This window comes from Legionella santicrucis (genome assembly GCF_001468135.1).
Taxonomy (GTDB): Bacteria; Pseudomonadota; Gammaproteobacteria; order Legionellales; family Legionellaceae; genus Legionella; species Legionella santicrucis.
This window is the reverse complement of record NZ_LNYU01000016.1, coordinates 18,063-34,796: the sequence shown is the minus strand read 5'-3', so window position 1 is coordinate 34,796 and position 16,734 is coordinate 18,063. Positions and strand designations below refer to the sequence as shown.

The following is a 16,734-nucleotide window of genomic DNA, read 5'->3' as shown; positions in this document are numbered from 1 at the left end:
ATCCTAAAGTTTTTTGAGGGCTGCCTAGTTTTAATTGATGTACCTCCAACTTTCCTCGATCAGCTCAAACTGAAAACTGGATCAATAGATTAAAAATTTTAGGAACATTACTTAAAAAAACGTGAGCCCGACATAAAAAATAAAATGATTTTTATATCGAGCTCACGTCCAATGAGCATTATGATAACATCACTTAGAACTATTCTTCCTCATTACCTTCCTGGGAGCTCTCTACACTTGCTGTCTCATGATTGTTTTCTTGAACGAGAGTTACTGCTTCTTCACTCTGTTGTGGTTTATCTTTCCACTCAAGCTTTACCCGGCCTTGTTTATCAATACCAGCAACAAAAACTTCTATTTCTTGCCCTTCGTGTAAAACCGCCTCGACCTTTTGGGTTCTATCATTACAGATTTGCGAAATGTGAAGCAATCCATCTTTGCCAGGTAAGAGATTAATGAAAGCACCAAAATCAACTATTTTACTCACTTTTCCTTGGTAAGTTTGACCCACTTCAATTTCAGCGATTAAAGATTTAATTTGCTTTTGTGCTTCTTCTAATGCCTTCAGGTCAGGTGAAAATAATTGAACGATACCTGTATCATCTATATCAATAGAAACTCCTGTACTATCGATAAGACCTTTAATCGTTGCACCACCTTTCCCAATGATTGTGCGAATTTTATCTTCAGCAACCTTCATGGTACTAATTCTAGGAGCATGTTGTGATAATTCTTCTCGGTGTTCTGCTAATGCATTGTTCATTACTCCAAGAATATGCATACGTCCTTCCAAAGCTTGATCTAGAGCTTGTTCCATAATTTCACTGGTGATTCCCTGAATTTTGATATCCATTTGTAACGCTGTGATTCCATGCTCTGTACCCGCCACTTTGAAATCCATGTCACCTAAATGATCTTCATCTCCCAATATATCTGTAAGAACGGCATAACGATCGCCTTCTTTAATCAAACCCATTGCAACTCCAGCAACAGGTGCCTTGAGAGGAACACCGGCATCCATAAGTGCCAAACTTGTACCACAAACTGTAGCCATAGAGCTTGAACCATTCGATTCAGTAATTTCTGAAACAACTCTAAGCACATAAGGGAATTCACTTGACTCTGGCAGAACTGCCATAATCGCACGCTTTGCTAAACGACCATGTCCGATTTCCCTACGCTTAGGGCTGCCAATCATACCCGTTTCTCCTACTGAATAAGGAGGGAAATTGTAATGGAGCATAAATCGGTCTTTTGTTTCTCCAGTAATGTTATCAAGTATTTGCGCATCCCTCTCATTTCCTAAGGTAGCAACAACTATAGCTTGGGTCTCGCCACGGGTGAATAAAACAGAACCATGTGCTCTTTCCAGTAACTTCGTGCGAATCGCTATAGGTCGTACTGTTTTACAATCACGACCATCAATGCGAGGCTCTCCATCAAGTATACGATTACGCACTGTGGCGCTTTCTAGCTCAACAAATAGATTACTAATAATATCTGCATTTAATTCTTCATTTTCAGCTTGTAACGCTGTAATAGTTTGGTCTTTTAATTCCGCCAAGCGTTGATAGCGCTCTTGTTTATCTTTAATAAGATAAGCACTTTCAACTTCATGTTTTATCATATCAGACACACGTGACTGCAAATTAACGTCTACCTCACGAGGGGCCCAGTCCCAGCGTGTTTTACCTCCTTGAGCAGCCAGCTCTTCTATTCCTTTAATCACGCTCTTCATCATTTCATGACCGAACATGATCGCTCCGCGCATGATGTCTTCACTTAATTCTTTAGCTTCTGATTCAACCATCAAAATAGCATTTTTAGTTCCAGCAACAACTAAATCTAATTTAGATTGTTCTAGATCTTTTCGGCTTGGGTTTAATAAATAAATACCATCTTTATAACCAACACGTGCAGCTCCAATTGGCCCATTAAATGGAACCCCAGAAAGCGCTAAAGCAGCAGATGAAGCTATCATTGCTACAATGTCTGGAGATACTTCAGGATTTAATGAAAGAACTGTAACAATTACTTGCACTTCGTTACAAAAGCCCTCAGGAAAAAGAGGTCGGATAGGGCGATCAATGAGCCTAGAAATTAATGTTTCAAGTTCTGTAGGTCTACCTTCTCGTTTGTTAAATCCTCCTGGTATTTTTCCTACTGCATAAAATTTTTCCTGGTAATTTACTGTCAGAGGAAAAAATCCACTGCCTTCGCCACCATCTTTTTTTCCTACTACAGTAGCTAACACTTGGGTACCATTCATACTGGCAAAAACTGCTCCATCAGCTTGTCGCGCTACCTCACCAGTTTCTAATATAAGAGTGTGGTCACCAAATGCAATTTCTTTTGTAAACTTAGCCACGTAAGCTCCCTCATTAAGTAATTATAACGAAAAAAAGGCGCAGAAAATTGCGCCTTTATTCAAAGTATTTGTTTTTATAAAGCACATTTCTAAAGAAATGTTTTGCTCATTAATCAATAAGAATCTCTCAATTCTAACGATTTGATTAATGTTTGATAACGTGCTTCATTTTTGCACTTTAAATATTTTAATAATTTACGACGCTTATTTACTAGCTCTTGTAGTCCACGTCGAGAATGAAAATCTTTTTTGTGTTCTTTAAAATGCTCTGTTAAATATTTGATACGGCTTGTAATAATAGAAACCTGAACTTCTGGTGAACCAGTATCTTTCTCAGAACGTTGGTATTCTTTTACAATTGTTGCTTTATCCGCGCTGTTTAGCGACATTATACACTCCCGGAACTACTATGTGTTCATTCAAAGGCAAACATTCTACCAAGGCAAAGTCAACGAAACAAGTACTACAAATTAATTTTGTGCAAAAATTTCATATTAATTCGACTCACTTGTGAACTAAAATGAAAATTTTAAAAAGAAAGTAACCGTTTCGCTTTAATAGTGCCATGGGTATTTCGTTCGCCCAATCCAATAAATTGTGCTCTCATATCATAAAGACGAACACAATTAGCCAGTTCAACATCTGTTTTACTTGCGATTGCTCTACCCTGGCGGATAGCAATCACCTCATCGTCCAAAAGTGTCACTTGCTCAAGATAATTAACAGCTCTATCTATAGAAATTAAACAAGCTTTTCTTTCGGTCAAAGACATTGCCTCTAATTCATCAAGAGAATACATAGGCATATCATTTAAGCCAGCAGTATATACTCGATGTAGACGTGTCACATGCGCTCCTACACCTAATACATCACCGATATCTTCTACTAAATTTCGAATATAGGTCCCTTTACTACAAGTTACTGTCAAGGAGAAGTGCGCTCCATCAAATGCATTCAGTACCAACTCACTAATTAAAATTTCACGTGCCGTACGCTCAATATTTATTCCTTTTCGAGCGAAACAATAAAGCGGAGTACCCTGGTGCTTTAAGGCAGAAAACATAGATGGGATCTGTTTTATAACTCCCTTATGCTTTTCTAATACCTCAATTAATTGCTGCTTAGAAATTGTAAACTCATCTGTTCGTGCAATCACCTCTCCTGTTGCATCCGCAGTATTTGTTTTAATGCCTAATAAACCCGTGGTTTGATAACACTTGTCTGCATCAAGCAAAAATTGACATATCTTCGTTGCCTCACCAAAACAAATTGGTAACATGCCTGTAGCGAGAGGGTCCAGGCTCCCAGTATGTCCGGCTTTTTTAGCGCCTAATAATCTTTTTGCTTTTTGTAACGCATAATTAGAAGTCATTCCTTGCGATTTATTAAGCAAAAGAATTCCATCAATTTTTGTTGATGATGAACTAGTCATTGTCAAGGTCATCAGGGGGAGCAACTTTATCAATTAACCGACTCAATCGTTGCCCATACTCTATTGATTCATCATAGACAAAATGGAGTTGAGGTACTGTACGCAAAGTAATGCTGCGTGCTAAAACGCTACGTAAATAGCTTGAAGCTGCATTTAAAATAGATGCAACCATTTTACGGTCATCATTAAGCACAGTAAAATACACTTTAGCATGTCCCAAATCAGCAGCGACTTTCACTGCTGATATAGTCACAAATCCAGTTAGTCGAGGATCTTTAACTTCCTTCGGTATAATCTGAGCCAACTTTCGCTGAATCATTTCAGCAACTCTGTCTGTACGTTTAAAATTATGACTCATCTTTATAAATCACGCTTAATTTCAACTGTTTCATATACTTCGATTAGATCACCTGGTTTCACGTCATTGTAGTTTTTCACACCAATACCACATTCAAATCCTTGGCGAACTTCAACAACATCATCTTTAAATCGACGTAAAGACTCCAAAGTACCTTCGTAAATAACCACATTTGCCCGCAATACACGAATAGGATTGTTACGCTTAATCACTCCTTCTACAACCATGCAACCGGCAATTGCGCCAATTTTAGGCGACTTAAATACATCTCGAACTTCAGCAATACCAATAATTTCTTCTTTAAATTGTGGTGCAAGCATACCGGTTAAAGCACCTTTGATTTGATCAACGATATCATAAATAACACTGTAATAATGTATTGGCACTGATTCGTGTTCGGCAAGCTTTTTGGCGCTACTATCTGCCCTAACATTAAAACCTACTAAAATTGCATCAGATGCAATAGCAAGGTGGACGTCAGATTCAGTAATACCACCTACCCCGCTAGAAATAACGGCAACTTTAACTTCATCAGTAGATAACTTCACTAAAGCATCTGAAATTGCTTCAAGAGAACCCTGCACATCTGCCTTGAGGACAACATTAAGTGCTTTAGATTCTCCGGCGGCCATATTCTCCATGATACCTTCAAGAGTTGACTTCTGACGTCTCGCTAGTTTCACATCACGGAATTTACCTTGACGGAATAAAGCTACTTCCCTAGCCCTTTTCTCATCAGAAACAACTACAGCTTCATCTCCTGCATGAGGAATTGCTGATAAACCAAGTACCTCTACTGGGATTGAGGGACCAGCACTTTCTACCATATCGCCATTATCGCTTACTAAAGCCCGCACACGGCCATATTGGAAACCGGCCAGGAGAATATCTCCTTTACGTAAAGTGCCACTTTGTACTAATACAGTAGCAACTGGGCCTCTCCCTTTATCCAAACGAGATTCAATCACCACGCCTTTTGCAGCACCATCTATAACTGCAGTTAGCTCTAAAACTTCTGATTGCAGTAATATTGAATCGAGTAAATCATCAATTCCCATTCCAGATTTAGCTGAAATGTTAACAAACATGGTGTCTCCACCCCATGCTTCTGGAATCACTTCATGTACCGTCAATTCATTCATCACTCGTTCAGGATCAGCATCTGGTTTATCCATTTTATTAATAGCAACTATGATAGGTACTTTTGCTGCTTTTGCATGCTGGATAGCCTCAATAGTTTGGGGCTTAACTCCATCATCTGCGGCAACAATCAAGATTACAATATCTGTCACTTTAGCTCCACGAGCTCGCATTGCTGTAAATGCAGCATGACCGGGTGTATCTAGGAATGTAATATCGCCTTTAGGAGTACTCACATGGTAAGCACCTATATGTTGGGTAATACCGCCTGCTTCGCCTGAAGCAACTTTTGTACGACGAATATAGTCAAGTAAAGATGTTTTTCCATGATCAACATGCCCCATAATCGTCACAACAGGAGCTCTAGATTCATGATGGCTTCCTTCAGTAATAGACTCGCCTAAACCTGCTTCAATTGCGTCTTCTTTAATAATACGAGCTTTATGACCCATTTCCTCAATAACAATCACTGCTGTTTCTTGATCAATTACTTGGTTTATAGTAGCCATTGCACCAAGTGACATCATCACTTTTATCACTTCTGCGGCTTTTACAGACATTCTTTTCGCCAACTCAGCAACTGTAATCGTTTCCGGAAGTAAAACCTCTCTGACTACTGGTGCAGTCGGTAAAGCAAAACCATGTTTTAATGATTCCTCTGCTTCTCTATATTTATCTGATTTTTCAGTACCCTTACGTTTTTTAAATTTACTACGCCCACTACCGCGTCTATGAGTGTCTTGTTCTTCTTCATCACGATCGTAAGTTTGATATTTAGGTTTTTTCTTAGCTTTTCTAAAATCAGATGAATCAGATTCAGGCCCCTGTTCTGTGTGTTTCTTCTTAATAGGTTTTTCAGTTTTATGATCTTCTTTTAGCGACAGCTCAGCTATTTCTTCAAGTGCAGAGGTCTCTTCCAGTGTATCTGCGGCCAATTTTTCTGAAGATTGTTCTACTTTTTCTTCTTCACTGACAGGCACTTCATCTTTTGCTTCTTGATTCTGCTCAGCATTTGTTTCAGGTAGCGTCTCTACTGGTTCTAGAGATGACTCTGTAGATTCTTCTATAGAAGGAGTTTCAAGCACAATCTCCGCAGGTTGTTGTTCGGGCACATTCTCTTCAACTATAGGCTCTTCAGGTTCGGGCTGCTCTATGACAGAACTTCGCTTCACAAAAACTTTCTTTTTACGAACTTCAATATTAACGGTCTTTCCACTATAAGCATCATGACCAATAGTAACCTGCGATAAGCTTTTTCGTCTTAAAGTAATTCTTTCAGGCGAAACATTCGTATCGCGCAAAGAAGTTCTCTTCAAGTGATTGAGAAGAATTCGCTTTTGCTCTTCATTCACAGTTTGTTGATCATCTTTAAAAGACAATCCTGCTTCCTGTAACTGGTTCAATAGGCGCTCAACCGGAATACCCACAACTTGAGCTAATTGCTTAACCGTCACATCCGCCATATTTTAATCCCCTTTCTGCAGTAACTTTATTATCTGCGTATCATTTGTACTACAATATTATCAAAATATCCATGGCTCTATAAAAACCATGGCTCTCTAGCCTTCATAATTAAAGCAGCGGCCTTTTGTTCTGTCATGCCATCAAGTTCTAATAACTCATCTACAGATTGCTCTGCTAAATCTTCCATAGATATAATTCCTCGAGTAGCTAATTGATTAGCGAGATCGTGAGTCATCCCTTCCATTGTGAGCAAAGAATCGTCAGGTAGACCAGATAAATCTTTATTGGAAGAAAGAGCCATAGTAAGTAAGTTATCGTTGGCTCTATTTCTCAATTCTTCAACGATTTCTTCATCAAATTCTTCTATAGCTAAGAGCTCTTCTTTGGGTACATATGCAATCTCTTCGAGTGAAGAAAAACCATGTGCTACTAATAATGTAGCTATTTCTTCATCAATTTCCAGTGCTGAAGTAAATAATTTAATAATTTTGCTTGACTCTTCCAAATTCTTATTTTCAAACTCGTCTGTAGTCATAACATTCAAAGTCCAACCTGTTAATTGGCTTGCTAAGCGAACATTTTGACCATTTCTACCAATTGCTTGCGATAACTGATCCTTTTCTACAGCAAGATCCATAGTATGCGTATCTTCATCAACAACAATAGAGGATATATCTGCTGGCGCCATGGCATTTATAACTAATTGAGCTGGATTATCATCCCATAGGATAATATCAACTCGCTCCCCACCAAGCTCACTAGAAACTGCTTGAACACGGGCACCACGCATACCAACACAAGCACCTACTGGATCAATACGACCATCATTTGTTTTAACTGCGATTTTTGCTCTATTTCCTGGATCACGAGCGGCGGTTTTAACCTCAATAACATTTTCACCAATTTCTGGCACTTCAATGCGGAAAAGTTCGATCAGCATTTCATTACGTGTACGACTAACAAATAACTGAGGGCCACGTGCTTGTGGTGTTATCTCATATAAATAGGCACGTACTCTATCATTGGGACGAAACATTTCATGAGGAAGCATTTCTGTTCGCGGTAAGAATGCTTCTGCTTTTCCACCTAGGTCAATAATAATGTTGTCTCGAGTTACTTTTTTTACAGTACCATAAATCAACTGTCCTAATTTGCCTCTAAATTGATCAATTACTAACTCACGCTCCGCTTCTCTGACCTTTTGCATAATGACTTGGCGAGCTGCTTGAGCTTCAATCCGACCAAACTCAATAGAAGGAATTGATTCTTCGATACGATCACCTATATTTACTGAGGGGTTACGAGTCCTTGCTTGTTCTAAAGTGAGTTGGCGATCCGAATGTTCAAGATCATCATCATTAACGACATCCCAATATCTGAAAGTTTCATAGTCCCCTGTACGAGGATCTAATTTAATTCTTACACCTATGTCTAGCCCAAAGATCTTGCGAGTTGCAGACTCTAATGCGGCCTGAATGGCAAGTATAATAACGTCCTTACTTACACCTCTTTCGTTTGATAACGCCTCTGCAACCAGTAACAATTCTTTGCTCATTGTTCGCCTCTCTATACTGTCAAACTTGCTTTCACAATATTTGAAAAAAGTAATTCTTGATCTTCATTGCCTAGATTAAGCACTATTGAAGTTTCAGATGCTGAAACTAGGGTACCAATCAATTTACGTTTACCGCCAACTGGCTTAAAAGTTTTCACCTGAATCTCATGACCTAAATATCGTTGATATTGCCAACTTTTAAATAAAGGTCTAGGGATACCAGGGGAGGATACTTCTAAACTATAATTCCCATGAATTGGATCCTCTACATCAAGTAAGGCACTTACTTGATGGCTTACTGCTTCACAATCATCAATTGTTATTCCATCAGATTTATCGATGTATATTCGCAATAAAGAATGCCTACCTTGTGAAAGATATTCACACCCCCAAAGTTCATAGCCCATATCAGCAATTGTAGGAGCTAATATATGTTCCAATTCATCTTCTATCATAATATTTATAAATTTCAAAAGGCATATTCGCCTAATACAAATACAGTACAGTAACCTAACTAAAGATAAAGCATCTATTTGGAAATCTTCTAGAAACAGAAATTTCGCAGAATCGCTTTATTCTCCAGGGCTACTATCTTCTTGGTGCAGTTACAAATTAAACATATCTTAAAAATTTGATTTACGGTGAATGATTGTACGTTAACCTTTTCACCGCCATTCAACTACGTTTTTTAAGATAATAAAAAACCCCATAAATGGGGTTCTAATAAGTGGTAGCGGGGGCAGGATTTGAACCTACGACCTTCGGGTTATGAGCCCGACGAGCTACCAGGCTGCTCCACCCCGCGTCAACTGAAGGCAAGTATACTGAGACTCTTCTTTCTTAGCAAGTACTTTCGTTCAAGTTTATCAATAAAATTTGTTCTGCATCAAAAAAGGGCAACTTATGACGCAGATATTATGAATTAAGAAGCAAAAGCGTTGATACACGCTACAATTAATGCCCCGGGAAAAATACCCAAGTAAAGCAATGATAAGCAGTTGAATGAAAAAATTAGAACATTACCTTTATTTACAATAACGGGTTCATTATGAACAGGTTTATCGAAGTACATTAATTTAACGATACGCAAATAGTAATAAGCCCCGATAACTGTAAAGAATAAACCGAGTACTGCAACCCAAGTCATTTGTGCATCGACTAGAGCTTTAAGTACGAGTAATTTGGTAAGAAATCCAACTGTAGGAGGAACACCTGCCATCGAAAACATAATGATTAACATCATAAATGCTAGCCAAGGGCTTCTTTTGCTAAGCCCTTTTAAATCATCAACATTATCAATTTCCATTCCTTGATTGGACATTAAAACAATCAATCCAAAAGCTGCTGCTGATGTAATCGAATAAACTACAATGTAATAAAGAGCTGCTGAATATCCTGATGCGCTTGCAGCTAGAATACCAAACAGAGCATATCCTATATGTGATATCGCAGAATATGCCAGTAAGCGTTTAATACTACTTTGAACTACAGCAAATAGATTCCCTAGTCCAGTAGAAAGCAGCGTGATTACTAGCAAAATTTGTTGCCATTGTGAACTAATATCTACCAATCCAATGGTAAGAAGTCTGAATGCCATTCCAACCGCGGCTATTTTTGGTGCTGCACTGATGAATAAAGTGACAGAACTAGGCGCTCCTTGGTATACATCAGGAGCCCACATATGGAAAGGTACTGCAGCTAATTTAAAAGCAACCCCTGCCAAAATGAATACTAAGGCAAAAGATAATAATGCATTTTGCTGTTGCCAATTTGCAGCAATTGCATTAGCAACATCTAAGAGATCTAATTTCCCGGTAGCACCATAAATTAAAGACATGCCGTATAAAAGCATAGCCGATGCTATGGATCCCATTACAAAATATTTCATTGCTGCTTCAGAAGAATCGCCATCTGTTCTACGAATAGCTGTCATAGCATACAAAGGTAAAGACAATAATTCTAAACCTAGAAATATGGTTAACATTGAATGAGCTGAAACAAGGAGCATCATACCTAGTGCAGAAAACATTCCTAATACATAATAATCACCAGATGGCATTTGACGCTCATCAATGTAGTTTCTGGAATAGATGAAGCTAAGCAAAACAGTAAGGTAAATAAAAAACTTCATTATATGAGCTACATCATCACTAATAAATAAACCACTCAAAGTAATAACTTTATACATCCCAATATAAAAGAAGCTAATCAAAGCAGCTATAATCAATCCTATGCAGGATATAAAATAAGCAATTGACTTATACCGATGCCTTAAAAATAAGTCGGCAAGCAATGCGATACAGGCTGTAGCCAGTACAACCATTTCAGGAAGGGCTACATGAATATTTTCTAGTAATGCTGTCATATTGATTAACCTTGATTACAGTTTTGATTGGCTTGCTAATGCTAGAGTATGACTTACTGTTTGATGGATATACTCTAACAATGGCTTAGGATAAACACCCATAACAATTACTGCTAAAGCAAGCAAGATATAAGCACTTAACTCAAAGCCCGTGAGGTCTTTTAGCGCTGCAACCTTTTCATTAGCTATAGGACCAAAAATGACCCGTTTATACATCCAGAGGTTATAGCCTGCTGAAGTAATTAACGTAGTTGCAGCCCAAAATGCAACCCAGAAGCCAGCTTTAAGCGAACCTAAAATTACCATAAACTCTCCAACAAATCCTGAGGTTCCTGGTAGTCCTGCATTTGCCATACAAAAGAGCATAAAGAACGAGGCAAACATAGGCATTGTATTTACGATTCCACCGAAATCCGCTAATTTTCGTGTGTGCATCCGATCATAAATGAATCCAACACCCGCAAAAAGGCCACTGGAGACAAATGCATGTGAAATCATTACAACGATTGCACCTTCTAATATTAAACCTGCTCCACTTAGTCCTGATTGTTTCGCAATAGCAAAAATAGCAAAGGAGCCTAGTGTTACGAATCCCATATGCGAAATCGACGAATACGCAATAAGTCGTTTCATATCCTTTTGAATAATTGCAACCAAGGCAATATAAACAATCGCAATTAAAGATAGAGCAATCATTACCCCTGCATATCGATTACATGCATCAGGAACTATAGGCAAAGAAAAACGAATAAATCCGTAAGCTCCTAGCTTCAGTAAAATTGCTGCTAAAACTACAGAGCCGCCTGCGGGTGCTTCCGTATGCGCATCAGGTAACCAAGTATGAACAGGGAACATAGGAATTTTTATTGCAAAGCCTAGGAAAAAAGCTATAAAAATCAATGTTTGTGCAGTCATTCCCAGTTTAATTGCATAAAAAGCTTCAATATTGAATGTACCAGCGATATATCCCATGTACAAAAAGCTCGCCAACATTAACACCGAGCCTAAAAAGGTATACAAGAAAAATTTAATAGCGGCATAGACTCGATTATCAGAGCCCCAGATACCGATAATCAGATACATGGGAATCAGTGTTGCTTCCCAAAACACATAGAATAAAATGGCATCTAACGCAGAAAATACCCCAACTAACAGACCTTGCATAATTAAAAATGCAGCTAGATATTGAGAAACCCTATTGGTGATGCTTTCCCAAGTAGCTAAAATCACAATTAGGTTAGTAAAAATACTAAGTACAATAAGAAGCAAAGACAAACCATCAATGCCTAAGCTATAACTAATTCCTAACGCTGGCATCCACGGAAACTCTTCTAAATATTGCATCCCCAGGGTTTTGGTATCAAAACCTGCAACAAGAGGAATACAAAGCAACAAGCAAAGTATTACCGTGAATAAAGCTAAGTAGCGTGAAATATTCGGGTTACGATCATCTCCGACGAGAAGAACAAAAACACCGCCTATTATGGGCAACCAAATTAGTAAATTGAGCAAATAATGCATACCTTCACCCTATATTCAGCCGAGTATCAACCAGCATAAAAATCCAAATAATCCCAATACCATTACTGCCGCATAATGATACAGATAACCACTTTGTATCGCGCGACCTTTAGCTGAAAACCATCTAATAAGTCGACTACTGCCATTTACAACCATTCCATCAATTAATTTTTGATCACCCACGTTATAAAATATTCGCCCAATTCCCTTCGAGCCTTTTACAAAAAATAAATTGTTAAACGCATCAAAGCCATACTTATTAACAAGCATTTTATAAATGAGTGAAAAGCGACGTGCTAATTGTCCCGGGAGCGATGGAACAGCAATATAACAAACCCATGCAATAGCTGCGCCAGCTAAAGTAATCCAAAGCGTCAAGGAGTACACTGAATGCAGCATGCTTTCAAAAGGAGAAGTAATCTCATGGGCTAGTTCTGCCAAAACATTATGTTGCGGTAGAATAAACAATGAGGAACCAATTAGACTTGGGTTATCATAAAGCATGGGCATATAAAGTACATAGCCTAAAATAACAGAAGGTATGGCGAGTAGAACAAGTGGGACCCATACTACCCATGGCGATTCATGAATATGACTTAACGTATGCTTATCCATACGCGGCTTGCCATGAAAAGTCATAAATAAAGATCTAAAGGTATAAAGTGCTGTTACACCAGCTCCAAGAACTACACAAAAATAGGCATAACTGCTTCCTGGGATCTGTGATAATTGTGCTGCTTCAATAATTGTATCTTTTGAATAAAATCCTGCGAAAGGTGGAAACGCACATAAAGCCAAAGAGCCTATAAAATAGGTGACATAGGTAATGGGCATTTTATTCCACAAACCACCCATTTTCCTCATATCTTGTTCGTGATGCATACCAATAATGACTGAACCCGCACCGAGGAATAATAAAGCTTTAAAACATGCGTGCGTAAGCAGATGAAAAATACCCGCACTATAGGCTGACGCCCCCATTGCTACCATCATATAACCCAGTTGTGACAGAGTCGAATAAGCAACAACTCGTTTAATGTCATTCATGACCAAAGCTAAAATTCCCGTAAAGAGTGCGCCACTCGCACCAATCACCAAGACAACACTTAATGCTGTAGTGGAATACTCAATAAGTGGAGAGATACGCGCTATCATAAATACCCCTGCGGTAACCATTGTTGCCGCATGGATGAGTGCTGAAATTGGTGTTGGACCTTCCATAGATTCAGGTAACCACACATGTAAAGGTATTTGTGCTGATTTCCCCATAGCTCCCACATATAAAGCCAAACAAATTACAGTCATCAAAGACCAAGGATGTCCTTGAAATAACTCTATATTTTGAGTAGCCAAGTAGTTTGCATTTTGGAATACAGTTGCATAATCAATACTTCCTGTATATGCAAAAACGAGAGCGATACCTAATAGAAACCCAAAATCACCAACTCGGTTTACAATAAATGCTTTCAGGCTGCCTTCATTAGCTGATTCTTTCTGATACCAAAAACCGATAAGCAAATAAGATACGAGTCCCACACCTTCCCAGCCAAAGAATAGTTGTAAGAAATTGTTGGCGGTTACCAACATCAACATCATAAAAGTAAATAAAGAAATATAACTAAAAAAACGTTGATACCCATCATCGTCTGCCATATATCCAATACTGTATATATGCACGAGTAAAGAGACAAAGTTAACGATAACCAACATAACCGTACTTAACGGATCGATTAAAAATCCTATATTGAACTCGAATGGAAGAATTAATCCACCACTCGCCCAATGATAAACAACAGTACTCTCCGTTGGAATATGGCCTGAGAAAAGCTGACATGCCAAATATACTGATGTTGCGAAAGAAATCGCAACGCCCAAAATAGTGACTGTATGAGCTCCAGCTCGTCCTATTTGATTACGAAAAAAACCGGCAATCATAGAACCTGCAAGAGGCGCTAGAACAATTATTAGACAAAGTTGTTGGATACTCACAATGTTAACCTTTTAAATGATTCATCTTATCAACGTTAATGTTACCTCTATTTCTAAAAAGCAACATCACTATGGCTAAACCTATAGCCGCTTCTGCAGCAGCAACAGTTAATATAAAAAAGACAAAGACTTGTCCACTAATCTCACTATAATAATGTGAAAATGCAACAAAATTTGTGTTCACTGCGAGCAACATTAATTCGATGCATACTAGCAATAAAATGATGTTTCTCCGATTCATCATAATGCCAATAAGACCAAAACCAAATAAAATGGCTCCTAAAATTAGGTAATGATTAACAGGTATCATCTAGAATTCCCCAATATTTATTTTTCTACTTTCATATTAATTAATTCTACTCGCTGATTTTTATGCGTTAGAATCTGTTGTTTCACATTTTGTCTTTTCGATTTTCTCGGGCCTCTATGTACCAAAGTTATTGCGGAAATGATTGCTATTAACAATAAAGCAGCTGCAATTTCAAAAGCCAATAAATAATCTGTATACAACACCATGCCTAAAGCTTCAGTATTCGACAATGGTCGTTGTTCTTCAGAGTCATTTTGTTTTGCATCGAGCAATTGTGAGCTTATTGCATAACCTTGGACTTCTACATTTTTCTTAAAGGTCCCAGAAGGAATAGACACCATTAAAAGTCCAATGAACAATGCGACAAGAATTAGTCCAAATGGCAAATAGCGTTTATAATGACTCTTCATTATTTCAACATCAATATTGAGCATCATGACGACAAATAAGAACAAGGTCATCACTGCGCCAACATAAACGAGTATAAGAATAAGTGCGAGAAACTCTGCTTCCGCAAGTATCCATAATGCAGCACTAGCAAAAAAAGTAAGTACAAGAAATAAAACACTACGTACTGGGTTATCTTGAATAATTACCATAAAAGCGGCACCAATTGCTAATGCCGCAAAGATATAAAAAATCACTTGAACTAATAAATCATGCATAAAAATTACCTCTTCATCGGTATTTTTCGTCAGCAGCTCGATCTGCTGCAAGTTTTGGTTCCATCAAATCACCAAGCGCCAATAACTTTTCTTTAGTCATAATGTTTTGCCCTCGCTCACTCACATGATAATGATGTATTGGGGTAACAACTATAGAATCCACTGGGCATGACTCCTCGCATAAACCACAATTAATGCATTTAAACATATCAATATCATATCGTGTTGTGCGACGAGTACCATCTTCGCGTGGCTCTGCTTCAATTGTTATGGCCAAAGCTGGGCAAACCGCCTCACATAGCTTACATGCAATACAACGCTCTTCACCATTTGGATAACGGCGCAGCGCTAGTAATCCTCTAAAACGAGGTGAAATGGGTGTTTTTTCTTCAGGGAATTGTACAGTTACTTTTTTCTTAAAGAAATATTTACCGGTTAGCTTTAAACCCAATAATAATTCTACTAAAAGAAAACTACGTAAATAATATTTTATATTTTGATATGCTTTTTTCATCGGCTTCTCTATTAATCATCAAAACCAAGGTTTAAGATGTGTTATAACCATTAAGGCAGTTACAATAATCCAAACGATGGTGACTGGAATAAGTACTTTCCAACCTAAGCGCATAAGCTGGTCATAACGATAACGAGGAAAAGTTGCCCTTATCCACAAATACACGTAAAGGAAAAAGCATACTTTTACGAGCAACCAAACAAAACCAGGAACAACAAAAAAGATGTCTCCTAAAATCGGCATCCCCTCAAATGGAGACATCCACCCCCCGAGAAACAAGATACTGAGTAATACAGAAATGAGAATCATGCTCGCATATTCGGACAAGAAAAACAGTGCAAACCCTATCCCAGAGTATTCAACATGGAATCCTGCAACAATTTCAGACTCTCCTTCAGCCAAATCAAAGGGGGCTCTATTTGTTTCGGCAATGCCTGCGATCCAAAAGACAAAAAAGAGTGGCAGTAATGGAATAAACCACCAATGTAAAATGCCGCCTCTTTGTGAATTAACGATATCGGTTAAGTTCATGCTTCCTGCTGCAAGCAGTACTCCTACTAACGCAAAACCCATCGCTATCTCATAAGAGACAGTCTGAGCAGTACTTCTTAAGGCACCAAACATAGCATATTTAGAATTAGACGCCCAACCTGCAATTAATACTCCATATACACCTAAGGAGCTCATTGCAAAAATATAGAGCACACCTGCATTAATGTTTGCTAGAACAACCCCTTCTTGAAAAGGAATAATAGCCCAACCGACTAAAGCAGGTACCAAAGCAAACAATGGTGCGGCAATAAAGAGGTATCTATTTGATTTCGTGGGAATAATAATTTCTTTTGTAATCAATTTAATTAAATCAGCAATAGGCTGAAGTAAACCTTTGACACCAACCCGGTTTGGACCTATCCGGGCTTGGATGTATCCTATTACTTTACGCTCAGCGTAAATTAAATAGGCAACACAAAGTAATAAAGGTATTACTATCACTAATATTTTAATAATGACCCAAATTAATATGCTAATATCTTGCAGCATTTTTTTACCTGC

At 38.2% G+C, this 16,734-nt stretch carries 13 protein-coding genes, 1 tRNA gene and 2 pseudogenes; all 16 read right to left on the bottom strand.

Annotated elements, in window-relative coordinates:
• Positions 1–199 precede the first annotated feature (199 nt).
• The 16 genes and pseudogenes from pnp to nuoH all read right to left on the bottom strand — a co-directional run bounded on the left by pnp (position 200) and on the right by nuoH (position 16,722).
• On the bottom strand, positions 200–2,368 hold the full coding sequence (pnp, locus tag Lsan_RS04130) for a polyribonucleotide nucleotidyltransferase (protein WP_058513257.1): 2,169 nt from the start codon (positions 2,366–2,368) through the stop codon (positions 200–202).
• A 113-nt stretch (positions 2,369–2,481) separates the two neighbouring features.
• The gene (rpsO, locus tag Lsan_RS04125; RefSeq protein WP_058513256.1) at positions 2,482–2,757 is read right to left on the bottom strand and encodes a 30S ribosomal protein S15; all 276 of its coding nucleotides are present in this window, start codon (positions 2,755–2,757) and stop codon (positions 2,482–2,484) included.
• Between the two features lie 140 nt (positions 2,758–2,897).
• On the bottom strand, positions 2,898–3,800 hold the full coding sequence (truB, locus tag Lsan_RS04120; RefSeq protein WP_058513255.1) for a tRNA pseudouridine(55) synthase TruB: 903 nt from the start codon (positions 3,798–3,800) through the stop codon (positions 2,898–2,900).
• Entirely contained in the window at positions 3,793–4,158 is a 366-nt protein-coding gene (gene rbfA, locus Lsan_RS04115; RefSeq protein WP_058513254.1) for a 30S ribosome-binding factor RbfA, read from the bottom strand. Before rbfA ends, truB begins: the two co-directional genes overlap by 8 nt.
• A 2-nt stretch (positions 4,159–4,160) precedes the next feature.
• Positions 4,161–6,179 (bottom strand): annotated as a pseudogene (gene infB, locus Lsan_RS04110) (translation initiation factor IF-2); the annotation flags it as partial.
• Positions 6,180–6,311: 132 nt separating this feature from the next.
• A pseudogene (locus Lsan_RS23480) lies at positions 6,312–6,761 on the bottom strand (translation initiation factor IF-2 associated domain-containing protein); the annotation flags it as partial.
• A 77-nt stretch (positions 6,762–6,838) separates the two neighbouring features.
• Entirely contained in the window at positions 6,839–8,317 is a 1,479-nt protein-coding gene (nusA, locus tag Lsan_RS04105) for a transcription termination factor NusA (protein WP_058513252.1), read from the bottom strand.
• Positions 8,318–8,328: 11 nt separating this feature from the next.
• Complete coding sequence (rimP, locus tag Lsan_RS04100) at positions 8,329–8,772, bottom strand: ribosome maturation factor RimP (protein WP_058513251.1); 444 nt, start codon at positions 8,770–8,772, stop codon at positions 8,329–8,331.
• Between the two features lie 273 nt (positions 8,773–9,045).
• Positions 9,046–9,122: transfer RNA gene (locus Lsan_RS04095), tRNA-Met, on the bottom strand.
• 117 nt (positions 9,123–9,239) lie between these two features.
• Positions 9,240–10,682 carry an NADH-quinone oxidoreductase subunit NuoN gene (gene nuoN / locus Lsan_RS04090; protein ID WP_058513250.1) on the bottom strand — a complete coding sequence of 481 codons (1,443 nt, stop codon included), beginning with the start codon at positions 10,680–10,682 and terminating at the stop codon, positions 9,240–9,242.
• 15 nt (positions 10,683–10,697) lie between these two features.
• Positions 10,698–12,203, bottom strand: a complete 1,506-nt coding sequence (locus Lsan_RS04085) for an NADH-quinone oxidoreductase subunit M (RefSeq protein ID WP_058513249.1) — start codon at positions 12,201–12,203, stop codon at positions 10,698–10,700.
• A 15-nt stretch (positions 12,204–12,218) separates the two neighbouring features.
• Positions 12,219–14,192 carry an NADH-quinone oxidoreductase subunit L gene (gene nuoL, locus Lsan_RS04080; protein ID WP_058513248.1) on the bottom strand — a complete coding sequence of 658 codons (1,974 nt, stop codon included), beginning with the start codon at positions 14,190–14,192 and terminating at the stop codon, positions 12,219–12,221.
• A 4-nt stretch (positions 14,193–14,196) separates the two neighbouring features.
• Entirely contained in the window at positions 14,197–14,502 is a 306-nt protein-coding gene (nuoK, locus tag Lsan_RS04075; RefSeq protein WP_027272536.1) for an NADH-quinone oxidoreductase subunit NuoK, read from the bottom strand.
• A gap of 17 nt (positions 14,503–14,519) precedes the next feature.
• Positions 14,520–15,167, bottom strand: coding sequence for an NADH-quinone oxidoreductase subunit J (locus Lsan_RS04070; RefSeq protein WP_058513247.1), 648 nt, complete (start codon positions 15,165–15,167; stop codon positions 14,520–14,522).
• A gap of 13 nt (positions 15,168–15,180) precedes the next feature.
• On the bottom strand, positions 15,181–15,681 hold the full coding sequence (gene nuoI / locus Lsan_RS04065) for an NADH-quinone oxidoreductase subunit NuoI (protein ID WP_058513246.1): 501 nt from the start codon (positions 15,679–15,681) through the stop codon (positions 15,181–15,183).
• 18 nt (positions 15,682–15,699) lie between these two features.
• Complete coding sequence (gene nuoH, locus Lsan_RS04060) at positions 15,700–16,722, bottom strand: NADH-quinone oxidoreductase subunit NuoH (RefSeq protein ID WP_058513245.1); 1,023 nt, start codon at positions 16,720–16,722, stop codon at positions 15,700–15,702.
• Positions 16,723–16,734 lie beyond the last annotated feature (12 nt).